This window comes from Paenibacillus wulumuqiensis (assembly GCF_000971965.1).
GTDB classification, from domain to species: domain Bacteria; phylum Bacillota; class Bacilli; order Paenibacillales; family Paenibacillaceae; genus Saccharibacillus; species Saccharibacillus wulumuqiensis.
The window spans coordinates 762,757-787,006 of the sequence record NZ_LAQP01000001.1; the positions used below are offsets into that span (position 1 = coordinate 762,757).

The following is a 24,250-nucleotide window of genomic DNA, read 5'->3' on the forward strand; positions in this document are numbered from 1 at the left end:
CCTGTCTGTTTTGCTGCATCATTTATTGGGTTCACTGGTATATTTCGCCTGGGTCATACGGCTTTATTTAGACACCGTATCCGCCATTCGAGTAGGAAGTCAATTTGTTATCGGATCCCTGACTGTCATTATTAGTGTCTTTTGGAGTGACATCGCTGCGCACTTCCGACGCGTTTGGATCATCTTCGGTACGTGTTTCTTTTTGTCCTGTTTGGGACATATTGTCAAGGTTGGATGTTCCCGTGGAAGCATTCATCCCTGTGCCGGTAGCCGTAGAATCGATCATCTGTCCGCTATCATGTGTACGGTATCTGGATTCGTTCAGGGAACGATTATTCCGGAATACGCCATAAGCATGATCATAACGGTCATCTTCATCTACCAGTACCAGAATCTTGCCTTCATTAACATAGCCTTCGTACTCGTTCGCTTCATCTTCCGGAATTCCCATGCCGACCAGACCGCCTACAAGACCGCCTGCACCTGCGCCTACTGCCGCTCCGGTGATCGTCGCTGCAATTGGTCCGGCTGCCAGAATCGGTCCAATACCCGGAATAGCCAGTGCGCCCAATCCAGCGAGTAAGCCTGCTGTGCCGCCCAGGATACCACCAGTAGTAGCACCTGTAGCGACGCCTTCCGGCGCTTTGGTATCTGTTTCATCCGTAATGCTACGCATGTCTTCTTTATCCTTGGTAATGACCGAGATTTCATCTGTAGTAAATCCCTTGGCTTTCAGGTCTTCTATCGCTTTAGATGCTTCGCGTTCCGTTTCGAATACACCCACAATTTTCTTATCCATGATTGTTACCTCCTATTGTTGGCTTATGCAAGCCTTCGTGAAGATGTTGTAACTTCCAAGATGGTACATAACTGTACATGTGGTCCTGTCTATACTTACCCGTACAGGGATTCGTTCAAACGTCCGCCCAGCATGTAAGCATCTACTGGCGCGGTTTGACCCGGCTCGTCGCCTGGGCTTCCAGCGGATTATCCGGCCAGTAATGCTTTGGATAGCGTCCTTTGAGATCCTTTTTCACTTCAAAATAGGCATTCTGCCAGAAGCTCTCCAGATCATTGGTCACCTGAACCGGTCGGCTCGCCGGAGAGAGCAGTTGGATCGTCAGCGGCACCCTCCCGCCAATCAGCGGTGTGGAGGTACAGCCAAACATCTCCTGCAGACGTACGGCGATCGACGGACGATCCGGATCTGTATAATCGACCGGAATACGCGACCCGCTCGGCACCTGAATATGAGTAGGAACGAGCTGGTCCATTTTCTGCTTCTGCTCCCAGGTGAGACGGTTCGCCAGCAGTTCGGCCGGATTCAGCTTTCTCACTTCCGACAGGCGCCGCATTCCCTGTAAATAAGGCAGCAGCCATTCGTCCGCTTCCTCCAGAAGCTGCTGCTCCTCTGCAGATGGATAGTCAGGATCAACCCGATGCATAAATCCCATCCGCTGACGCAGCTGGTTGGCCGGACGTGACCACTGGAGCGCTGCAAGCCCTTGTTCACGAATAGCTTCCAGCAGCGCCTGCTGTACAGCTTCTGCGGAAGGTGATGGATCATTGACTGCAAGCAGCTCAATCGCTCCCAGCCGCGTGATTTTACGTGCAGATACGGATTCCCGCTCTGCCTCATAAGTCACTTCCTGAACAGTCTGGATGTGATCACCATGAATCTGGCGGATCGTCTGTTCCCGGATGCCGGCAGCCAGCAGAATCCTGCTCTCACTGCCGTTATCATCCAGCTCGGCAGCGACCAGATAAGCGGCAGCTGCCAGATATTCCGTACGTCCGCGGCTGGCTGGGATAGAAGCGCCCCGCCCCAGACGAAGCAGGAATTTACCATCCCCCCGGGCTTTGGCAATCCGATCCGGATACGCCAGAGACAGAAGTGCACCCAGCCAATCATCATTTCGCTGATAGCCGATATTTTCAGCAGACGGACTCTTTTCTTGCTCCACAGAACGAGCAGTACGATCATTCTGCAGCAGTTGGCCCAGCTGACTATGAAAACGGTCTGCCCACTCCCTGATCCGTCCAATTGTATGATGGTCTGCAGTATAACTGCCTTTGCCCTGTAATGCTTCCATCCTGTGTATCAGATCAATACCGGCAGCTGCCGGGGACAGTATATCCCGTTCCTGCAGCAGAGCAGCCAGTTCACATGCTTCTCGCTCCATCTTCCAATGCGCAGCCCGCAGAATCATGTGACCAAGACGAGGATGCGTACCCAGCCGTGCCAGACGGCGACCGTGTCCGGTAATTCGCCCGTCCGGATGAAGTCCTTCCAGCTGCTTCAGTAGTTCAACCGCATGATCATAGGAAGCTGTCGGCGGTTGATCCAGCCAGCTCAGTTCCTGCACCGAAGTTCCCCAGGAAGCGACTTCCAGTGCCAGCGGGGCCAGATCACTCTGCATAATCTCGGGAGTACGGGCTGCTGCCAGCCGCTGATGCTCTTCTCTACTCCACATTCGGTAACAGACACCGGGACGCTGCCGTCCCGCCCGGCCTCGGCGCTGGTCTGCCGCATCCACCGATACCCGCAGCGTCTCCATCCGCTCCATACCTGTACGCGCCGAGAATAGTCTCGTACGCATCAGACCGCTATCGATAACGATATTGACACCATCCACCGTGACACTCGATTCGGCGAGCGAGGTAGCCAGTACAATTTTGCGGCGATCGGCGGGTCCCGGCTTGACCGCCAGATCCTGCTGTTCCGGCTTCAGTCCGCCGTGCAGCATGACGATGTCTGTTTGCCTGAGCAGCGGATCACCGCTTTTTAGCAGTTCGTCGTATACGCGCCGAATCTCCCGCACACCCGGCAGGAATACCAGCGCGTGGCCTTCATGACGATGCAGCGCCCGGAATACAGCAGATGCCACTTTCTGCTCCATTCTTCCGGGAGCACGGCGATACAGCGTATAGGCGGATTCCCCTTCTTCATGGATCGTTTCTACCGGGTAGCTTCGGCCAGCGCTGGACAGAACAGGTGCACCGCCGAGCAGTGAGGTTACCGGCTCCGGGTCCATCGTCGCGGACATAATCAGTATTTTCAGATCTTCACGCAAAAGGGACCTGCTTTCCAGTGCGAAAGCAAGTCCGAGATCCGCATGCAGATTACGCTCATGAAATTCATCAAAAATCAGCAGTCCCGCCTGTTCCAGTGAGGGGTCATGCTGAAGCATACGTGTCAGCACTCCTTCAGTCACCACTTCAATCAACGTACGCGGACCTACACGTGTATCCAGAGCGACGCGGTAACCGACTGTCTCTCCGACCCGTTCTCCCAGCGCAGCCGCCATATACCGTGCAGCCGAGATGGCTGCCAGGCGTCTTGGCTCCAGCATAATGATGCGGCGGCCTTCCAGCCAGGGTTCATGCCGCAGTGCCAGCGGTAGACGCGTCGTTTTGCCGGCTCCCGGTTCTGCAGTCAATACCGCAGAACCGGACTGTGCCAGCGCATATTTCAAATCGGGGATCAGATCATCCACCGGTAAGTGTACAGATTCATTCAGCATTGGAGTTCCTTTCCGATCAACAAGGTGAAAAACAGTTGTGTCAAGCGAAACAGCATTTATAAATCCACATCTATAAATTGGTCGAATTACCGTCCGGTCAGACGCTTGCGGATTTTGCTCTCATAACGTCCATAGGATGGATTATCCGACCATCCATTTTGCGCGGTGAGCATATTCAGGCGAAGCGTCTTCTCATCCAGCTTCCTCCGCAGCTCCTGCCGCTCGCCATCATGCTGACAAGCCGCAATCAGATCGGTCAGTGTGAGCATTTCCTGACGGAGAGTCAATTCCTCCGGCATAATGCCCGCATTTTTCATAATTTTATAGGCAGCCCGCAGTTCCTCGGGCACATGAGACAGATCTTCCAGCTCCAGCGGTTTGCCTTTGCCGGGCAGATCGTCGAATTCTCCTTTTTGCATCGCTTCTTCAATCATCTGATCTGCTAACCAGGATAGCATATCTCCATCTCCTCTCGGCAGTCATGGAATAGCGCAATGTCCGAATGCGAAGCACAAAGTTCAATCTCATAAATAAGGTTCATGTCCCATACCATAATAAAGGTCATGTCTCTTATAATGATGTTCAAATCTCCTTATATGCATAACGAACGACTGTCTATTCCTATTTTTAATTATACATGATACGTCTCCAAATATTGAGCCTGAACGCAAAAAAGGAAGCTCCCTCTTCGAAAGCTTCCTTTTTTAACTATTTATGTGTATGCCGTTCTGTAAACAGATTTTCTGTTATTTTAACAGAGCAGAGATTCCGCGCCATCAATTACGATCTGTGCGCCTGTAATATGGGAAGCTTCACCCGACGACAGGAACGTAACCAGATCCGCTACATTATCAGCTGAGCCGGATTGACCTGCCAGCGGCTGTCTGCCATTCGGGAATTCAATCGGAATCGCGATTTTCTCAACCGTTTCATTACGTTCAGTACTCTGATCAATATTGGTCGAGATTGCTCCCGGACAGATAACATTGACACGTACTTTGAACTGAGCCAGCTCCAACGCTGCCATTTTGGTAAAAGCAACCTGTGCCGCCTTGGATGAACTATACGCGGACATTCCGAAGCTTGCAAACGTGGTATTGCCATTAATGGAACTGGTGACTACGATACTGCCGCCTTCTTTTTTCAGGAAAGGAAGCGCATATTTTACAGTCAGGAATGTACCACCCAGATTGGTATTGATCGTGCGCTGCCAATCTTCATAGCTAATTTCATCGATAGGGGCTACCGTACCGTTGATCCCTGCATTGGCAAAGACAACATTCAGTCCGCCAAAATGCTCGGCACCCTTCTCAATAGCATGTTTGACCTGTTCTTCATCAGCGATATCTATCTCGAAAGCGAGTGCGGCATCGGCACGGATCGCATTGATCTCTTCTTCAGTCTCCCGAATTCGTTCCGGCGACAGATCACAAATAATGACATTGGCTCCCTGTGCAGCAAACTTCAATGCTGTAGCCTTACCAATACCGGAGCCGCCACCGGTAACCAGCGCCGTCTTGCCTTCAAAACGGTTAGATTGAACTGTGGATTCCATATCATTCACTCCCTCACATATGTTATTGGCCCTTTGCTAATTAGCTTGCCACAACAATTACCCACATGAAGCCGATAAGGAATCACCTTAATATATATTTATGTACAGTTATGGGAGAAAAACGACAAAACCGAACAGCATAATAGGCTGTCCGGTCTGATAAGACTTCTCGTATGAACGTTTTGACACTCTCGACATGAAATGAAACCTTTATCCAAAAAAAATAAGGTCACTGACTAATTTAGCCTATCAACTCTGTAACCGGATAAAGTCCTAGACCGACTCGGGCTGCTGCACCCAATCCAGCAGCATCTGGCGAAAATGGATCTTGTCAGCCGGTACCGCGATCATCCAATCTTCCTGATCCAGATTGCTGCGCCGTACGATCCAGTTGGTATCGTCATCAGCCAGCAGGATGGCACCTTTGCGCTGCCAGTTCTCTTCGTCCCAGTAGGAGAATTGAACTTCCGCATACAATCGGTTCTCCGACAATACACCGGCAAACAGTCTGGACCCTTCCAGATCACCCGTCATTTCACTCAGCTGGTTCGTTAACTGGCGATTACGGCGAGCCTGCTTGTTCCGTATATAGTCATCAAACCACTGGCCCGAAAACGTCAGCGCCGGCATCTCATTGGCCGGGTAGGTGTTCAGATTCATCTGTTCCATTACCAGGCTGCATGCCTCGGACAATGCGCCCATTGGTCTCAGGATGTAATGCCCGGGCAGATCATCGGCCTGTCGAATCTCGATCACTCCATCACTGCTGAAATAAGTATGGCTATCATAAATCTGCTTGCCCGATTCTGTCTTATATTGATAACGAAGACAGCATCCACGCTTATAAATACCGTTAAATGGATGGGCACCCGCTGACGTCCGTGTGACCAGAGATTCAAACTGCTCTGCACTCAGACAGCCTTTTTGCAGTAACGACACAGCGACCTGTTTCCAGCTTGTGGTCAGTGTTCCTGTGCCCTGAGACGGAAACGGATTATCTCTTCCCAGAATCCGGTCAAAACCCAGAATGCCAGCCAGAAAAAACATTTCTTTATCTGTCAGTGTCAACGTTCTCTCATTAAATGAGTTAAAGGCGAACATATGGCAGGTCTTCTCCCTTCAATATTGACATGTAAGCTTTTATATCTATATAAAAGGGTAATCATGTTTATATAATAGTATTTAAAGGTTCTTTATGCCCATTTAAATGTAGCACTATAGACTTAAATTTGTCAATTATAGTTTAAACAATAATTAGAATTTTCTGCATCTTATCTTCTTATTATGAACATTACATTAATAACATTTCTTCAATGCTTTGTTTTTTTGAGAATTTTGTGTCCTGGATGCTGATTTTTACTGATGTTTTAGGTGAATATCAGGTTCCTTTAAGTTTTCTTTAAGGAAAGGATATTACAATAATCTCAAGTTAACGGAATACTATATCTATTTTCCTGAATGATAGACTTATGATCACTTGCCGTTAACTAGGAATGACTTACAAATAGATGAGGTGATTAATAGTGAAAACGACAATTCTGTTAGAAAGCAAAATCGTTCCGGTTTACTTTAACGCCGATAATACACAACCCGTATCCAAACTTCTCAGACTATTACGCAGAACCATTGAAAATAAAGTGATTAACGGCAAAAAAATGATTAAAAATTGTCTGGATACCGTAATCAGTATCGAAGTTATCGGATCGGAAGCCATTTTGCATACTTACCGTGAAAGTGATACGTTAGCCTTATCACTTTACTAAAATCAATTACAGACATAATGAGCATGATCATTAAAAAACGATCATAAACAGAAACTTGGACGGGCCTGGGAACCGGAAATTGATTTTCCGAACGGCCCTTTCTGTTTTTAGGCAGGCTTTTGGATGCTATTGATTACTATCACTTCTATATTTCTCCTGTTGATGCAGGATAGAATAAAAGACCGGATTCCTGCTGAATAGACTCTATTCAGCAGGAATCCGGTCTTTTGGTGTCAAATGTATACGTATTAAAGTAATATGTATTTCACTCTATTGCGTCATAATCAATTGATAACAAATTGACTTTAAGTAATTTGATAGCTTTTTATAAGAAGGATGTATAAAGTTATTATATTACCAATAGGTTAGTCTGTATCAAATATATATTGTATGTTATAATAGGTTTAATAAAAGAGGTGATATAGATGGATACATCAATGCTTTGTCCCCGATTTGAAAAAGGGATGCAGATTTTAAGTAAACGTTGGAATGGTCTTATCATTTATCAGTTGCTGAATGGTCCCCAGCGCTTTTGCTCAATTCAATCATCACTTCCTGTAAGCGGTCGTCTTTTATCCGAACGTCTCAAAGATCTGGAGCATGAAGGAATGGTTGTTCGTCATGTCTATCCGGAGACTCCTGTACGTATCGAATATGAACTGACCGAAAAAGGATTGGCATTGGAAACTGTCATCCGTGGTATTCAGGATTGGTCTCAAGCCTGGATCCAGCCAGGGGAACAGCAGGCAGAATGCGAATATACTCAAGCTGCCAAGTAAACAAACCATAGGATAACAAAAACATCCGGCTTTCCTCATTAAAAGAGGAGCCGGATGTTTTTTTGTCATAAAAAATGGGTGTGCTCTATGATTTTATTTATCCTATGGATGCCGGTCAGGTATCGCAGTGAAATTAATTGGAGTGAATATTGCAATCAAATAATGCCTATTACAGCAAGTTCGTGATCACTAGCTAACATATTGTGTGTTTTTACCGGCTTCCATCTTTTCCGCTCTGCGGATGCGAATGATGAACAGACGCAGCAGATTCGTACGCGTATGTTCGTCGGCATTCCGGCTCAGCTTTTGCAATATAAAACGGTCTATTGACATGCCTGTTCACTCCCTCTCAAGTCGCCGGATAGATGTAGTCTGGTGTATTCGTTGTAAATGTTCCGGTATCCATTAATAACCTTTTCCCATGGCTTCTAAACCGCAATAAACGCTATTATATTGTATTTATCCGGTAAAAATTTTGTAACTATTTTTCATATTTGTATTATTGCTTCTACCTGCTGCAAACTGCTTGATATGTAGAGATATAGCGACTTGGAATACCGCCAGACCACTTGCTTATTTGCCCATAAAAGGCCTATCCTCCTGCTGCGGAGAATAGACCGGGGATAATATAATCAGGATCATTATATAGGAGTCGGAATCTGCTTATACTATTTCAATGCTCGCTGGTTCAGAAGAAATCGCGGTACTGGTGCTGAATGCTGATCCACCGGCTGCGGGTGAACTTCTCAATCGCCCATTCGCCGCCAAAGCGTCCTACACCTGAAGCTTTCTCGCCGCCGAACATGACATGTGCTTCATCATTCACCGACTGGTCATTGACATGAATCATGCCGGTCTCCATCTGCTGGGCGACCTGGTAGCCGCGTTCCAGATTGGTGGTAAATACCGAACCGCTCAGTCCATATTCGCTGCTGTTCATAATGCGCAGGGCATCTTCTTCCCCTTTGGCACGAATGAGCAGGGCTACAGGGCCGAACAGCTCTTTCTGGGCTGCTGGGTTATCTGCTGCCACTTCACTCAGCACGGTAGGCTCCAACACACTACCGTCTGCTTTGCCGCCATACAGCAGCTTGGCTCCGGCTTGTTGTGCTTTGTCGACTACCTCCAGCAGACGCTCTGCTTCTTTCTCATGAATCAGCGGACCAACGACCGTTTTCGGATCGGAGGGATCACCGTATTTCAGCGTTTTGACTTTGGCGACAAATTTATCGGTAAAAGTATCGTAAATGGAATCATCCACGATAATCCGGTTCAGTGCCATACAGATCTGTCCCTGATGGAAAAACTTGCCGTATACGGCTGCATCTACCGCCCGATCAATATCCGCATCGTCCAGTACGATCATCGCGTTATCTCCGCCCAGCTCCAGCGCTACTTCCTTCAGATTCTCACCGGCCAGCTTGCCGATGCCACGACCGACTTCTGTCGAACCGGTAAAGGAAATTATTTTGGGAATTGGATGTGCGACAAACGCATCACCGATCTCACTACCGCTGCCGCTGACGACGCTCAGTACACCTTTGGGCAGACCCGCCTGGTCGAAAATGTCTGCAATCAACAGTCCGGCTGTAATCGGCGTATCCGAAGCTGGCTTGATCACCACACCATTACCGAGCGCAAGCGCCGGAGCAACGGTACGCATACATAGATGAAGCGGGAAGTTCCATGGACCGATCATGCCGACTACGCCTTTGGCTTCACGAACGACGCGATTTTCTTTGCCCGGAATATCCGAACCGATAATATCGCCTTTCATCCGGTAAGGGAATGAGGCGGATTCTTCCATTACCCGTCGTGCAGCCATCCATTCCCGTTCGGCTTTGATACGTGTGCTGCCGGCTTCGGCAATCAGCAGTTCCACAATCTCTTCCTTGCGCTCATCCATCTGGGCGAGCGCTTTGTAGATGACCTGGGCACGAACGCCAAGCGGCGCTTTGGACCATTCTTTGCCTGCTTTGTAAGCCGTCTGATAGGCACGGTCCAGATCGTCCTGGCTGGATGCTTTCATTTCAACGAGCAGTTCCCCATTATATGGGTTTATATCCTTGACGGTTTTATCGGACGAACCTTCGACCCACTCACCGGCGATAAACTGTTTATTCCATTTGGCAAATTTGGATTGTAAAAGTGTCATATGTTGTTCCTCCCTGTAGTCAACTTGCGAATAAGTATCAGAAACACAATAATGATAACAATAAGTTAGTATATTACCGTTTTGCTGTTCCTCTATATTGTTACCCGTCTCTTCCTGCGAACAAACATGAATTTGATATTCAATATTTTGCATATGGTAATTAGGCTATGTACAGGTAACGGACGATAGTAAATTTCCTTAATGGCCGAACAGCTATAAAATCGGACAAAAATAGGGTGAATGGCTGTTTCAATTGCCGAACTTTTGTTTTCGCTTGTCATTCTCCTTTTTCCGGCTGTTTTCTTCAGCCGATCTATCGTTTAATCGGACAAAAATAGGGTGATCGGAATGAATAGAGTGGATTAGGCCCTAATTTTGTCTGTGATACCCTAGAAATGTCTCCTTATACCCTAAAGTTGTCTGTCTTCGCCCTATTTCTGTCTGATTAACCACCCTTTTTTTGTCCATGCTTTGCCCTCTTCCTGTCCATGGTTAACCCTAAAAAAGTCTCACTTCACCCTATTTATGTCCGGGATAGAGCTTGTAAGCCCTTTATCTATAAGAGTTCAGGGCGATCTAAAACAAGCAAAAGATTTAAAAGATATTAAAACCATGTTTATAAAACAGGAGAAAACATCACAAAGGGATGATGTCATTTTTCTCCACTCCCCAATTCTGCTCTTTCACTCTGCTTTATCCTATTCTTATCCTTCACCTTGCTTTATAATGAGCCTATGATTCAGATACGGAGGCTTACATGCGGAAAAACAGTCTTGTCACCAAATCCAATAATTTGATCGAAACGCCGCTTAATCTGGGCGTTGTGGAACTGCGTATTATTTTTGTGCTGATCAGCACCATCTCTCCCAATGATGAGGAGTTCAAACCTTATCGCTTCAAAATCAGCGACTTTGCCAAACTAATTGGCGTGAAAAATAAAAATGTGTATCAGCAGATCAAGGATTATACATACAGCCTGATGTCCCAGCCGTTTTATGTACATGACAATCTGCAGGTCACCTGGCTCGCCTCGGCGGAATATTTTCCGGGAGAAGGCATGATTGAAGTGGAGTTCTCCCCCAAGCTCAAACCTTATCTGCTGCAGCTCAAGGAGAAGTTCACCACCTACCGGCTGCAGGATATTATCAAGCTGAAAAGCGCCTATGCGATGCGGATCTACGAACTGCTCAAGCAGTACGAACGGATCGGCACACGAACATTTACGATTCAGCGGCTAAAGGAACTGCTCGGGGTGGAGGAGCTGTACCCGGTCTATTCCGATTTCAAGAAGCGTGTCATAGTCAAAGCGCAGGAAGAGATCAACAAGCATACCGATATCAAAATCGACTATATCGAAATCAAATCCGGGCGCAAGGTCAGTGAAGTGAAATTCATTATTACGTCCAAAGCGCCTGAGAAAAAGACTACTCTGCTGCCAAACCGTGAGACTGCGGCAATTGCCCAGCCGAACACTTCCCAGCAGCTGAGCAGCCTGCTGAAGTACGAATTCGGACTCAAGCCGCCGGCGATCCAGCCGATTCTGGCCGAGTATACGAGAGATTATATTCTGGAGAATCTGGAGAAAGTAAGGCAGGATGTGCTGCGCGGCAAAGTGAAGGATATTCCTGCCTATACGATGGCTGCCCTAAAAAATGATTATCGCAGTCCCAAAACCGGTCTGCAGGCTGAACAGGAACGAATGCAGGAAGAAAAACATGCGCAAAAACAAAAAGCGATCGAAGCGGAAAGTTACTACAAAGCACTTTCCCAAAAAGTCAGCGATTTTATTGGCCGTCTGTCACCGGCAGAGCTGGAAGCTGAACTGTCCGGGCTCAAAGCAAGCGTGAAAGACAAGGATATCGATATTATTGACGAGGATGCGACCGATCCGCATCGTATGACAGGAGCGTATTTCCAGCAGTTTATCCAGAAGAAGTTTTTCGCAGACTATACCATGGAAGTGTATCGGAGCGAACAGGCATAGCATGTGACATCTGGAGATTAATGAACCACTGCTACGAATAAGATTGGTGAGACGACAGTTTACCTTTAACAGTGGCTGTATCGATCCAGGCAGAGCGATGGCAAAAGGATTCAAAAACCGGCAGTCCACTCTGCTGGCAGCTGTTAAGATGTCCAATAACAGGCTAATAGCAAAAGTGGGCAGATTGTCTGATCGTCTGCAATAAAAAGAGCGTACCCCTTGCGATGGGATACGCTCTTTTTGCGCTTATTAATAGGTGTTGATTAATATTCTGCAGTTAATACCGTTCGTCTATGCGTTTATTAAAAGAGTATGTCCAGACACAGACTGATTTATAACAATATCGCATGGTATTTGAAAAAGGAGCCATTTAACTATTGCCAAAGCATTTAATGAAATAAGACAAAAATAGGGTACTGTGGCAGCAGTTGATTGAACAGCAATTTGGGAAGATATCAATAGACCCTATTTTTGTCCGTTTTGTCTTCATTTCGCTGCTATTCTGTTCTGCTGTCTATTTTCTATTGCTGCATAATGGACAGATGACCCTAAAAATGTCGTAGTTCACAATCCGGCTTTTACATATTCTTTTACATATATATGGACATTTGTTTTACAGGATTAGGCTTGGACCAAACTGCAGTGTCCAGAAATTACCTTTGCTTTGTCCGCGTTCATCAACCAGATGCGTGTGTAGCACATTTCTTCCTGGATTGGATTTCCGCTAACATTTCCCTGCAGTGCAGCCCGTGTGATCGTAACAGCGGCACTTTCCAGGATCGTTATCTTTTGCTCCAGAAATTCAATAGTGGTAAAGTCCACTACTCCAGAGCGATGAGCTTCCAGATCATCTGTCTTGGTCAGTATTTGCCCGAAATGATTCACAAAGGCAAGATCATCATGAGTCAGCTCATCAAGAGCGTTAACATCACTTTCCAGCATCGCTTTGCGCAATTTTTCTTCATAGCAAACAATCTGTTCTTCCTTTATCACCGCGATCTCCTCCGTAGATTGACATCAAGTATGCTGTGATCTATGGATTGAAGCTTTATTTTATTTCATCAGCTGTCTACTCTCATCTCTGCAGCAGCGATCTCCAGAAGCGGCTGTTCGCTCCAGCTGTTGAGAAAGGAATAGATCGACAGACTGTCCAGCCTCTCCTGAGTCAGTTCGCCGGTCTCCACGTCGGCCAGCAGGGCTTCACGGATATGCGGCTGGGCCAGGTGAACCGGCCGTATGGTCATCCCGCCGATCTCCTGACCGGCTGCACGCCGTTCCCATACGCCTGCGGTTTGTTCAAATGTGAACACTGCTGCTGCGCCATTTTCTGTTCTGAAATAGACTTTGACTTCTTCAGGCAGCAGGGTGATGGATTCGATAATTCCGTCCACCAGCGGTACATCCGCTGCGAACAGCTCTTGATGGATACTTTGTTTTCTCATTATGTTTGTTCTCCTCTCTCCTCTGCCGCAATCTGGCTGACCAGCAGCGGGAACCACTCGGACAGCTGGCGGAAGCGGAATCCCGCCTTGTAGGCTTTGGACGTATCCATGATCCATGACGATGGTACACCGAATGGGGACTGCTCGCTCTCTTCAGTCTTGCTGCGGACGATTGCTTTCACCCCGGTCTCCTGTTCGATCAGAGTCATCATTTCCAGCAGTGTCATTTCTCCGTCGGAACGGGCATTGACCGGACCGGTCAGCTCCGAGGATAATCCCAGCCAGTACAGGAATTCGGCCGCTTCCTGTTCATGGATAAAGTTCATGCGAGCAGCTGGGTTGGGTATACCGATCACTTCGCCGCGCTGCACTCTGCCTACGTGAAAATGGAGTCTCTTCGTATAATCATTTGGTCCCAGCACGATCGGGAAGCGGACGGCAGCAGCAGGGAAATTAGCCTGCTGGAAAAATACCGCCTCCACCTGGCGTTTTCCTTCTGCATAATCCGGCTTGGCTTGCGGGTCAAACGGATGATGGTAAGTATCCACCTGTTCCTCATGCAGCACCTGTTCTCCAAAGTCATAGACAGACAGCGATGAAGTTACAATGTATCGTCCCACCTTGCCGCTGAATACCGCGCAGGCATCTATGGCTTCCTGTGCGTTGTAACAAATATTGTCATATACAATATCGAATGTCCGGCTGCCTACAGCCTGCTGAAGCGCCTGCATATCCGTCCGATCGGCTATTAGACGCTGTACGCGGTCGCCGAACGAATCTTCGGTCTTTCCGCGCGTAAGCAGCGTTACGTTGATTCCTTTGTCTAGCAGCAGTTCAACCAGATCTCTACCAAAAAAGCGGGTGCCACCAATGACGAGTACATTTTGCATAATGTAATACCTCCTGTGTTCATGATTAGTCGTCGGGTTATTCTCCTGCTATTTTAATCTTTAGTCTTTAGTCTTTAATCTTTAATCTTTAATGATGATGCTTTTGCTCAGTAGGCAGTTCCAGCTGTTTATGTGCGCGCCATACGAGGGTGAGCATCAGGATGTAGACGACCAGGTTCAGTATGACGTAGATTACGCTGAATATGCCGGATACGAATGTCCATGTGGTGGGATCGGTTGTATTGGCGAGCAGGCCGGACAGCAGGGCCAGGACGATAGTTACCTGACAGTAGATGAATAAGCGCCAGCGCTTTTTGGCAGTTTCCTGCAGATTGGATTGATACTGTTTATCCGCGATCTCGCCGATACCGGTGCACAGATAATAGATCATATACGTCTCCGGAATGATCACGATCAGTGTTAGCAGTGTTCCCCACCAGGGTTGGCTGAGTGCCGTTGTACTGGCGGGAATGAACATCGAAATCAGGGACAGTACGAACAGGATTAGCGCACTGATTTTACCTTTGACGAACAATGGCTGGATCGGCTCTAATTTCTGAAACCCGATATAAAACAGGACATAAGCAATCAGCATCGGGATGCTATCGATCCAGCTGCCGACCAGACCGGACGTGCTGAATGCCGATGTAATCAGCGCCAGTACCCACTGGCATAAAAACCCGTAAAAAAAGTATAAAAAACTCATCAAGTCTCTCCTCTCACCTGTACATCTGTGTCTAATCGTACTGCGGTCCATCTATCTGCACGCTGTATTCTCGAAAAGGGAAAAGTCATGCAGACAGCTGTACGGCAGATTGATCTATGTACGAACGTTATTATTTTACCATTACATCAGCCTTTTCCAAAAGGGATGAGGCTGATGGATAACCGGCGATTCCATTGTTATAGCCCCATGCCATTGTATGGTATAGCCAAAACGTATAACCACGCTGCGCCTGAATGCTGTAATATGAGAAACAACTTAAGCGATAGTATCGCAATCCAAATCTGGGAGGAAATGAAAATGCCAAGAGTACTTAGCAGCAATCTCGGTTACCCGCGTCTCGGTGAACAGCGTGAATGGAAAAAAACACTGGAAAGCTATTGGAGTGGCAAGACGGATAAAGAGAATTTTCTGGATACGATGAAAAGTCTGCGTCTTGATCATCTGCGCAAGCAGCAGCAGGCCGGTGTGGATCTGATTCCGGTTGGTGACTTCTCGTATTACGATCATGTACTGGATACGGCTGTCACTTTTGGTCTGGTTCCTTCACGGTTCGGTTATACCGGCGGCGAAGTGTCGCTGGAACAATACTTTGGCATTGCCCGCGGAACCAAGGAAGCGGCAGCAGGCGAGATGACCAAATGGTTCAATACCAACTACCATTATATCGTGCCTGAGCTGAACGATCTGACACCGCAGCTGACCGAGAATCGTGTACTAAAGCTGTATCTGGAAGCCAAGCAGGAGCTTGGACTGGAAGGCAAGCCGGTACTGCTCGGACCGTATACCTTCCTCAAATTGTCCAAAGGGTATGACAGCAGCGAATTCGCTGGTTGGCTGAACAAGCTGGTGCCGCTGTACGCCCAGGTGCTCAGCGAGCTGAACCAGGCGGGCGCCAACTGGGTGCAGATCGACGAGCCTTCCCTCGCTCTGGAAGTGTCCGCTGACGAATGGACACTCGTACAGGAAGCCTATACACAGCTGAACGAAGCGTCCGGCAGCAGTAATCTGCTGGTACAAACCTACTTTGAAGGTGTGGACGGATTCGGCAAACTGATCGATCTGCCGGTGCAGGGGATTGGTCTGGACTTTGTCTACGGTCTGGAACAGAATCTGAATGCGCTGGATGACTGGGGCTTCCCGGAAGATAAAGTGATTGGCGTCGGTCTGATCGACGGTCGTAATGTATGGCGCTCTAATCTGGAGGAAAAGCTGGGACTGATCAATGTGATTGCCCAGACGGTATCGCGTGACCGCATTTTGCTGCAGCCTTCATGCAGTCTGCAGTTCGTGCCGGTAACGACCCGTCATGAGAACGCGCTGGAGCCTGTTCTGCAAAATGCACTTGCTTTTGCCGATGAGAAATTGGCTGAGCTGGCACTGTTGACTCGTGCAGCCAATATTGGCGGCGCTGCCGTGCAGACCGAGCTGGAACAGAGCCGCAAAGCGGTATCCCAGCTGGCGGGTTCGGACTGGCGTTCCCCGCTGCATCCGGATCAAGCGGAGAAAGATAACGATACACGGAATGTTCCATTTGAAGAGCGTCGTGCTCTCCATGATGAGAAATGGCAGCTGCCTGTTCTGCCGACGACGACGATCGGCAGCTTCCCGCAGACGGTTGAAGTTCGTCGTGCGCGCCGCCTGTGGCGTACCGGCGAATGGACACCGGAGCAGTACGAGCAGTTTATCCAGCAGGAGATTCGTGAATGGATCGAGATTCAGGAAGAACTGGGACTGGATGTACTCGTTCATGGTGAGTTTGAGCGTACGGATATGGTGGAATTTTTCGGAGAGCAGCTGGACGGTTTTGCCTTTACCAAAAATGGATGGGTTCAATCGTATGGCTCACGCTGCGTAAAACCGCCGATCATCTACGGCAATGTGAATTTTGTGGAGCCGATGACGGTCAAAGAAACCAAATATGCACAGTCCCTCACCTCCAAGCCGGTTAAAGGCATGCTGACAGGTCCGGTGACGATTCTCAACTGGTCATTCGTACGGGATGATATTCCGCGCAGCCAGGTATCGTATCAGATTGCCCGTGCCATTTCCGACGAAATTCTGGCACTGGAAGCAGCGGGTATCGAGATGATCCAGGTGGATGAGCCGGCACTGCGTGAAGGTCTGCCGCTCAAGCGCTCCAAATGGCAGGAATATCTGGATTGGGCAGTCGGTTCGTTCCGTCTCTCTACCGCTGCTGTCAAGGAAACGACCCAGATTCATACGCATATGTGCTATTCGGAATTCCATGATATTATCGATGCAATCAAGGCAATGGATGCCGATGTCATCTCGATCGAGACATCGCGCAGTCATGGCGAGCTGATCTCTTCCTTTGAAGTGCATGGATATGATAAAGGGATCGGTCTTGGCGTGTACGATATCCACAGCCCGCGTGTACCAGCCAAGGAAGAAATGGTACAGCTGATCGAACGCGCCCTGCGTGTACTCGATCCGAAGCTGTTCTGGATCAATCCCGACTGCGGTCTGAAGACCCGTGCCCATCCGGAGACGGTCGCTGCACTGAAACTAATGGTCGAAGCCGCTCAGGATATCCGCCGTCAGCTCGGACAGGAAACCAAAGTAGGCGTGTAATACCAACGAATATATGGATATATTCCGGTTAACAGCCAAAAAGCACTCTGTAACAGTCATGCTCATCATGACTGTGCAGAGTGCTTTTGCTGTTTCGAGAATTCATATTTGGATAAGCCATGTTGAATGGCTCCTATAAAATGATGTCTGTATAAATAGATAACTTCGGTGTACAGACTGGCAGGTGGGTGAAATGTATTTCTCTGCTCCTTATCTGGCTCAGTCCCTGATAATATAAGCATACTCCGGCTGTTCCTCGGTGAATCCGGCCAGCTGGCGGGACTGGTAGCGAATCGGGCGCTTGCTGCCCATCATAATAATATTGCGCACATCGCTATTCTTCTCCACCGGCAGCTGAAAGCAGCGCACATAAGGGAACACTTCACATAGCGTCGTATAGATCGCATGAATGCGTGTATCATGCGTACCCCTGCCGATCAGATTCATGATCAGTGCTCCCTGTTCATGAAGTTTGTGATCCACCAGTGTGAAAAATTCCAGCGATACCAGTTGATCCGGCGTCCCTGATTCGTCGAATGCATCAAGAATCACGCTTTCATACTGCCCAGCCGACTGCCTCTCCAGCAGTTCCCGGCCATCGCCAATCCACAATGAATCAGAGGAGCAGCCAAAATACTCCACACTCAGCTCCGCTACTGTCCGGTCCAGCTCGGCAACCTGAATCTGTCTATCGGCAAAATAACGGCTAAGTGTACCAATTCCCTGGCCGATCATAAACAAATGCTGAGGGTCCCCCAAATTATACTCCAGCAGATGAATGATCGCCCGGGGATATTCAAAAACAATCCGCTGCGGGTTACGGAGATCGAGCGCTCCCTGGATATCGGAATTGGCAAACTGAAGTACCCGGAAATGCCCCTTCTCCCCGTACAATTCATGGGTCTCATACACGGTGATATCTGCATGGGATGTTATTTGATGAAAAAGCACCTGCACGATTACAATCTCCTTCGGTTATTAATCTGGAATGATTTCCTGCTGCAGGTATTATAGCATGCTGATGCAGTGTTCATTTCTGTTGTTCATTTAATGGTCTGTTCTTCATTTACCGGCAGGCGTGTCTGCCAGATATACAGCAGCAGTGCATAGCCGATAAATCCAATCCAGACGATCAGCAACAGATAGCGCATTATTGTATAACCTCGCTTTCCGGCAGCCCTCTGCAGGCTGCTGGATGGATATAATCCAGTATGATCAGACAGCCTGTAGATAGCTGCCTGGTAAATCACTTCATTTATTAACCGGTTTGTACACTCGTCTAATCGGCAAACGTACGGTCGCTGATCTACTATGTTGGCGACCCGATACCGCCGGGCTATTTGCTGCAGCTTCTCATACAGGTTCATATACTGTGAAGATATTTGGATACGCTATATCCTGCTGTATTCACTGTTTTATAAAAAGTTACATTTTTTTCATTTTTGTAACTTGTTCCCTTTTCTTAATCGCTCGGCTGGGTATGTAATGAGCAACAACTTCTTTTACTGCTCTTCGGGCAACGATCTTCCTCCTGACCGACCATTTTCCTTCCTTCATTTGTACTCATATATTCAGCTTCAGAGAGACCAGCAGCCCAAACGTTCAGTTACTTGATAGCGTCTGGTTATATGACGTGATCGATTCCATCTCAGAGGATGTTTGCGCAGCAAAATATTTTGCATAAAAGGAAAATCGGCGATTTCAGCCGAAATCTGCTGCATACGACGAAAGGAGAACGCCATGCGTAAAATTACCGCTCCCCTGCTGAGCCTCTCTCTGCTGACAGCCATTTTGCTCGGCTGTACAGATACCGGTAATCCGCCCAATGCCAACTCTGCTCAGGCCGCCCGTACGAATGAATCCGGTCATCAAGCAGATGATATAGTGGGCCTGAATGATGTACAGATACAGGAGGCCATGAAAGCTGCCGCCAAGTATTTGAAAACACAGTATACCGTCGAGGATATTTATGATGAAGACGAGGAAACTGCCCAGCTGAAGCAGATTCAGCAAAAGATCAAAACCCTGCTGACACCGGAATATTATGAGTGGGTTCGCAAAGAACGTTCTGCCGGGTTCCCTTTGCAGATCGCCATTCAGGAAAAGACCTCCATCACTCCAAAGGATATCACCATCCGCTCGCGTACCGTTTCCAATACGGATCAGATGATCCGGCTGTCCTACCGGCTTGATTTGCATCTGGATAAACCAAATAAGTCCATCCCGCTGGGCGGCAAGCTGATTATGCAGAATGAAAATGGAAACTGGAAAATAGCCAGTGACTACAACAATGCAGACAGTCTACGGGAATGGAACGGCGTTCCCTCCGGGCATTAACTCTATCCGTAACAGAGAAGGCCGAGATCATCGTACCCATCATCTGCATGTATATGAGCAATCACACCCGCAGGTTAGCGATCATCTGCTGTTCCGGAACTATCTGGCCCGGCATCCAGAGCAAGCCTTGCAGTATGGGGAATTGAAGCGGCAGCTGACAAACGATTACCAGTATGATCCCTTCGGTTACCAGCAGGCCAAAGCAGATCACTGCCGGGATATTGTCCGACGCGCTCACCAGTAGCACGGTCAGAACGATGAATAGCAAGATCGGAACCTTAAGAGAGGATGAATTGATAGTGGATCAGTGCAATCTAATCCGTTATGGTATGACAAATAGACAGAGAGCCTGTATAGACTTCTCTGCCTGTTTGGATATATACACTTATTGGGAAAGGACTTGAATCACAACTTATCCCGTACCATTCAACGTCAGACTTGAGCGATACCGCCATCTACGAACAATTCGATGCCGTTCACATAGCTGCTTTCTTCCGAAGCCAGGAACACTACCGCGCTGGCAATCTCTTCTGTCTTGCCCAGGCGACTTAGTGGAACGAGATTCTTGGCCGATTCCACGACTTGATTGAGCGCTTCGCCAAACAGATCATCATAAGCGGGTGTGTGGACCCAGCCGGGACTTATGACATTAAGCCGTATTCCTGTGCCTTTCAGATCCGTGATCCAGTTCCGCGCCATCTGGCGAAGCGCCGCCTTGGTACCACCGTAGACGCTAAAGCCTGCGTCGCCGACCGAACCCGCTGTCGAGCCGGTTAAGATGATCGTTCCCGTCATATTGGGAAACAGCGGCAAAGCTTTTTGAACAGTAAACAAAGTCCCTTTTACATTCACATCAAAGGTCTTGTCATACTGCTCTTCGGTAATCTGACCCAAGGGCAAAATGCTGCCAATGCCGGCGTTGGCGAACAGAATATCCAGATGTCCTTTTTCCTGTTTGACCGCAGCAAACAGTTGGTCCAGGTCTCCCAGATTGGAAATGTCACCTTGAACGCCAGTCACCCGGTCACCGATCAATTGCACGGCCGCGTCCAGCTCGCTTTGTCTGCGACCGGTGATAAATACGTAGGCCCCTTCTGCAACGAATCGCTGCGCTGTCGTAAGTCCAATACCACTTGTTCCTCCCGTAATAACCGCTACTTTCCCTTCCAATTTCCCCATGTCTATATGCCTCCTGTACGTGTCCTGTTTGGTAGTGATTACGTTACAATATTGATCATAACGCGGAATGAATTATTCCTCCGTAATCTGGATTACGCTGGAAAACATATCGTCAAAGGGAATTGGATACAGGCAAGTGATCAAGCCAGTTCGTGCATCGTTTTCTCCATATGAATCATGACCGTGCGACGACTGGTCACAAGAATACCTTCATTGGATAGTTCCTTCAGGGTCACTGATACCGCTTCCCGGGTAGCGCCGATCATATCGGCCAATTCCTGATGTGTCAGGGGGATATCGATTTTACGATATTCCTTTTCTTCGGTGCCGAATTTTTGGGATAATCGATTGAGAAAGTACAGCACTTTACCGCGTAAATCTCTAAAAACCAGCTTTTCCACCAATTCATCCTGATCTCGCAGACGTTTGCTCATTTCCGACAGGAATCGCAAAGACAACTCAGGGTACTTGACCAAAAGCGGTTCGAATTGCTCCGTCGCAATCGAGAACACTATCGAGTCTTCCATCGTCTCTACGTAAGCCCCTTTGGCGCCCAGTGAAAAGGTATCAAGTTCGCCAAATATGCCGCCTTCACTGAGGATACAGACGGTATGTTGTTTGCCGGCCGGGTTGGTCTTGTAGAAGCGAAGTTTACCGGTGATTACGAAAAATAAACCCTTTCTTTCATCACCGGGCGTCTGAAAAAGAGAATTTTTGGCAAGTGTGTACACATTGGATCTTGTTACCAATCGTTCGATTTCATGGATAATTTCTGCGGGAAGCGATTCAAATATTTTGATTTGCGGCAAAAGTGATGTGATATGTTCTGTCATCTCATACTGTACCATTTTGCCCTCCTTTTTATGCTGCGAATGACCAGCGTTATGTGCTTCTTGATTATTGTTCCTTATATAGGATAATCCATACCAGAATGATATTCATCATAAACCACCCTGATTTGAGCTTCTGTAATGCAGATTACAAAACGTTCCCTATAAAATTTAATATAAATGATCGCATAATGTTGTTGGAGTGTGCCTACAAGCTCTGGAATACATGTCCCTCATACGGATTGTCTTCAAATGACAAAAGGAGCACTGCATAGGATCAGTGCTCCTTTTCATTATTTATTATGGAATTGCAGATGCTGTCTATTCCAAAAAGCAATGCCCATTAACGGATCTGCTCCAGCAGTTGATAGGCCTCTTCACGGCTGTTCACCTGAAGCAGCTGGTTCCGGTACTGCTCATCCATTAATTTGCGGGAAAGCATTTGCAGTACTTTGAGATGGGCATTGCCCTGGCTGCTGCGCGGTACAGCGATCATAAAGATCAACCGGGCATCCGTACCGTCCATGCTGTGCCAGTCCACTCCGTCACGCTTCAAGCCGAACACGACTGCCGGACGCTGAACTGCCTGCGATTTGCCGTGTGGAATCGCGATATTCATGCCGATGCCTGTTGTGCTCTCCTGCTCACGTGCCAGAATTGCCTGCTTGAAATCGGGTGCAGATGATAATTTGCCGTTCTGATCCAGAATATCGATCATCTCGTCAATAACCTGGTCGCGCGTCTCTCCCTGCAGATCGAGTCGGATCAGATCCAGATCCATAATATCGGTCAGCTGTTCGATCCGGGTCTCCTCGGCTGCCTGAGACGATGATGCATGGCTGGCAGATACTGCAGCGGCGGATGCTGGTACGGAAGTGCTGCCCGGCTGAACAGAAACATGATTTGATGGAGCCGGAGCATGATCGGCAATCATATCCGCAGGAATGCCTTCAAGCTGCACGGAATCTTCCAGCGGGACGGCCTTTTTGAGCAGTGTGATCAGCAGTGCGCCGACGACCGCACCGACAATAATCGCGATAAAGAACATAATGACATTGTCTACAGCTCCCAGCACACCCACGATCGGGCCGCCATGAGCGACGCGGTCTCCTACATGACCGAGCATCGCAATTACCGATCCGGTCATCGAACCGACCATAATACTCGGAATGACGCGCAGCGGGTCCTGGGCTGCGAATGGAATCGCCCCTTCAGTAATCCCGAACAATCCCATCGTAAATGCCGCTTTGCCGGCTTCACGTTCTGCCGGACGGAATTTGTGCTTGGCAATAAATGTAGCTAGTCCCATACTGATTGGCGGAATACAGATTGCCACGGCAATCGGACCCATAATCTCATAATTGCCTTCCGCAATCATCGCCGAACCAAACAGGAAAGCGACTTTGTTAACCGGTCCACCCATATCAAACGAAATCATCGCTCCAAGAATAAGCGCCAGTAGTACCGAACTCGTTCCCTGCATACTCGCCAGCCATACGGTCAGCGTCTCGAAAATCTGGGCGATTGGCGCTCCGATCAGATAGACGAACACCAATCCAACGACAAGCGACGCTAATATCGGAATAATGATGATCGGCATAATCGGCTGCAGCGCCCGCGGGACCTTGAGCTTCTTGATTCCCAGTGCTACATAACCTGCCAGGAAGCCGGCTACGATCCCGCCGATAAATCCTGCACCGGATTCACTATGATAAAAGCTGCCGTTAGCGGCGATAAAACCACCGATCACCCCCGGCGCAATACCCGGCCGATCAGCAATACTGTAGGCGATAAATCCCGCCAGAATCGGCACCATAAAGGTAAAGGACGCCGAACCGATCTGCTCAATCGTTTTCCAGAACGAACCATCCGGTATCACGAGCCCGCCCGGTGTCTTCTGTCCGCCCAGCGTCAGTGCAATCGCAATCAGCAGACCGCCGACAACGATAAACGGAATCATGTACGATACCCCGCTCATCAGATGGCGGTAGATCGGATTCTGCTTGTCCTGACGCTCCTGCTTACCGGCGGAGGAAGAACCTTTCTCTGCCTGATGAACAGGTACCTGTCCTTCGCTAAAACGCTTGATCAGTTCCTGCGGCTTGCGGATTCCATCCTGTACACCGACTACCAGCAGCCGTTTGCCGCCGAACCGGGAAGTGTTGACCGTCTTGTCTGCGGCGATAATAATACCATCCGCTTCACGAATATCCTGTTCGGTAAATTCATTCTCGACGCCGATGGAGCCCTGCGTCTCGACTTTCATCTGTACACCAAGCTGATCGGCAGCTTTTTGCAGATTCTCTGCCGCCATATACGTATGCGCAATTCCGTTAGGACATGAGGTAATTGCCAATAGTTTCATGCTTATCATCCTCCATTGTTGTAACGCTTACATGTATTATAAACCGGAGAATGAGTATCAAATGTTCAACCTTTTACCGGAAGCGGACAGAAGATGCGGTAAAAGCGATTTTATTGTCGAAAAAGCGG

The 24,250-nt window shown here is 48.3% G+C and carries 21 protein-coding genes; 6 read left to right on the top strand and 15 right to left on the bottom strand.

Annotation, left to right across the window (positions count from 1 at the left end; genetic code table 11):
• Window positions 1-67 precede the first annotated feature (67 nt).
• The 5 genes from WH45_RS11390 to WH45_RS11410 form a co-directional block, all read right to left on the bottom strand.
• Window positions 68-799 (bottom strand): general stress protein, encoded by a 732-nt coding sequence (locus tag WH45_RS11390; RefSeq protein ID WP_046214437.1) that lies wholly within the window; start codon window positions 797-799, stop codon window positions 68-70.
• A gap of 142 nt (window positions 800-941) precedes the next feature.
• Window positions 942-3,524 (bottom strand): ATP-dependent helicase HrpB, encoded by a 2,583-nt coding sequence (gene hrpB, locus WH45_RS11395; RefSeq protein WP_046214438.1) that lies wholly within the window; start codon window positions 3,522-3,524, stop codon window positions 942-944.
• Between the two features lie 86 nt (window positions 3,525-3,610).
• Window positions 3,611-3,982: a DnaJ family domain-containing protein gene (locus WH45_RS11400; RefSeq protein ID WP_046214439.1), complete on the bottom strand. Its 372-nt coding sequence runs from the start codon at window positions 3,980-3,982 to the stop codon at window positions 3,611-3,613.
• A 293-nt stretch (window positions 3,983-4,275) separates the two neighbouring features.
• A complete protein-coding gene (locus WH45_RS11405; protein WP_046214440.1) occupies window positions 4,276-5,079 on the bottom strand; it encodes an SDR family oxidoreductase in 804 nt (267 codons plus the stop codon).
• A gap of 273 nt (window positions 5,080-5,352) precedes the next feature.
• The gene (locus WH45_RS11410) at window positions 5,353-6,180 is read right to left on the bottom strand and encodes a hypothetical protein (RefSeq protein WP_046214441.1); all 828 of its coding nucleotides are present in this window, start codon (window positions 6,178-6,180) and stop codon (window positions 5,353-5,355) included.
• A 422-nt stretch (window positions 6,181-6,602) separates the two neighbouring features.
• Between WH45_RS11410 and WH45_RS11415 the strand changes: the two genes are divergently transcribed.
• Window positions 6,603-6,842, top strand: coding sequence for a hypothetical protein (locus WH45_RS11415; protein ID WP_017813140.1), 240 nt, complete (start codon window positions 6,603-6,605; stop codon window positions 6,840-6,842).
• Window positions 6,843-7,267: 425 nt separating this feature from the next.
• Complete coding sequence (locus WH45_RS11420) at window positions 7,268-7,621, top strand: winged helix-turn-helix transcriptional regulator (RefSeq protein ID WP_046214442.1); 354 nt, start codon at window positions 7,268-7,270, stop codon at window positions 7,619-7,621.
• Between the two features lie 189 nt (window positions 7,622-7,810).
• On the opposite strand, the gene WH45_RS23765 is transcribed toward WH45_RS11420, so the two are convergent.
• Together WH45_RS23765 and WH45_RS11425 are read right to left on the bottom strand one after the other, a co-directional pair.
• A complete protein-coding gene (locus WH45_RS23765; RefSeq protein ID WP_200897679.1) occupies window positions 7,811-7,954 on the bottom strand; it encodes a hypothetical protein in 144 nt (47 codons plus the stop codon).
• Between the two features lie 355 nt (window positions 7,955-8,309).
• Window positions 8,310-9,776, bottom strand: a complete 1,467-nt coding sequence (locus tag WH45_RS11425; RefSeq protein ID WP_046214443.1) for an aldehyde dehydrogenase family protein — start codon at window positions 9,774-9,776, stop codon at window positions 8,310-8,312.
• A gap of 757 nt (window positions 9,777-10,533) precedes the next feature.
• Between WH45_RS11425 and WH45_RS11430 the strand changes: the two genes are divergently transcribed.
• Window positions 10,534-11,760 carry a replication initiation protein gene (locus tag WH45_RS11430; RefSeq protein ID WP_052723738.1) on the top strand — a complete coding sequence of 409 codons (1,227 nt, stop codon included), beginning with the start codon at window positions 10,534-10,536 and terminating at the stop codon, window positions 11,758-11,760.
• Window positions 11,761-12,381: 621 nt separating this feature from the next.
• Here the strand turns inward: WH45_RS11430 and WH45_RS11435 are convergent.
• From WH45_RS11435 to WH45_RS11450, 4 genes are all read right to left on the bottom strand, one after another.
• A complete protein-coding gene (locus tag WH45_RS11435; protein WP_235338345.1) occupies window positions 12,382-12,753 on the bottom strand; it encodes a nuclear transport factor 2 family protein in 372 nt (123 codons plus the stop codon).
• 68 nt (window positions 12,754-12,821) lie between these two features.
• Window positions 12,822-13,202: a hypothetical protein gene (locus WH45_RS11440; RefSeq protein ID WP_046214444.1), complete on the bottom strand. Its 381-nt coding sequence runs from the start codon at window positions 13,200-13,202 to the stop codon at window positions 12,822-12,824.
• Window positions 13,202-14,092 (bottom strand): NAD-dependent epimerase/dehydratase family protein, encoded by an 891-nt coding sequence (locus WH45_RS11445; RefSeq protein WP_046214445.1) that lies wholly within the window; start codon window positions 14,090-14,092, stop codon window positions 13,202-13,204. Before WH45_RS11445 ends, WH45_RS11440 begins: the two co-directional genes overlap by 1 nt.
• 88 nt (window positions 14,093-14,180) lie before the next feature.
• The gene (locus WH45_RS11450; RefSeq protein ID WP_046214446.1) at window positions 14,181-14,798 is read right to left on the bottom strand and encodes a hypothetical protein; all 618 of its coding nucleotides are present in this window, start codon (window positions 14,796-14,798) and stop codon (window positions 14,181-14,183) included.
• Window positions 14,799-15,116: 318 nt separating this feature from the next.
• Between WH45_RS11450 and metE the strand changes: the two genes are divergently transcribed.
• The gene (metE, locus tag WH45_RS11455) at window positions 15,117-17,411 is read left to right on the top strand and encodes a 5-methyltetrahydropteroyltriglutamate--homocysteine S-methyltransferase (protein WP_046214447.1); all 2,295 of its coding nucleotides are present in this window, start codon (window positions 15,117-15,119) and stop codon (window positions 17,409-17,411) included.
• A gap of 219 nt (window positions 17,412-17,630) precedes the next feature.
• Here metE and WH45_RS11460 read toward each other — a convergent pair whose 3' ends face one another.
• Window positions 17,631-18,368 carry a spermidine synthase gene (locus WH45_RS11460; protein WP_046214448.1) on the bottom strand — a complete coding sequence of 246 codons (738 nt, stop codon included), beginning with the start codon at window positions 18,366-18,368 and terminating at the stop codon, window positions 17,631-17,633.
• Between the two features lie 783 nt (window positions 18,369-19,151).
• On the opposite strand from WH45_RS11460, the gene WH45_RS11465 reads away from it, so the two are divergent.
• Window positions 19,152-19,748 carry a hypothetical protein gene (locus WH45_RS11465; protein WP_046214449.1) on the top strand — a complete coding sequence of 199 codons (597 nt, stop codon included), beginning with the start codon at window positions 19,152-19,154 and terminating at the stop codon, window positions 19,746-19,748.
• Window positions 19,690-19,992: a GrpB family protein gene (locus WH45_RS11470; protein WP_235338346.1), complete on the top strand. Its 303-nt coding sequence runs from the start codon at window positions 19,690-19,692 to the stop codon at window positions 19,990-19,992. Before WH45_RS11465 ends, WH45_RS11470 begins: the two co-directional genes overlap by 59 nt.
• Before the next feature lie 188 nt (window positions 19,993-20,180).
• Here the strand turns inward: WH45_RS11470 and WH45_RS11475 are convergent, their stop codons facing one another.
• From WH45_RS11475 to WH45_RS11485, 3 genes are all read right to left on the bottom strand, one after another.
• Window positions 20,181-20,927: an SDR family NAD(P)-dependent oxidoreductase gene (locus tag WH45_RS11475; RefSeq protein ID WP_046214450.1), complete on the bottom strand. Its 747-nt coding sequence runs from the start codon at window positions 20,925-20,927 to the stop codon at window positions 20,181-20,183.
• 140 nt (window positions 20,928-21,067) lie between these two features.
• Window positions 21,068-21,775, bottom strand: coding sequence for a Crp/Fnr family transcriptional regulator (locus WH45_RS11480; RefSeq protein WP_046214451.1), 708 nt, complete (start codon window positions 21,773-21,775; stop codon window positions 21,068-21,070).
• Between the two features lie 325 nt (window positions 21,776-22,100).
• On the bottom strand, window positions 22,101-24,122 hold the full coding sequence (locus WH45_RS11485; RefSeq protein ID WP_046214452.1) for a PTS fructose transporter subunit IIABC: 2,022 nt from the start codon (window positions 24,120-24,122) through the stop codon (window positions 22,101-22,103).
• Window positions 24,123-24,250: the final 128 nt, after the last annotated feature.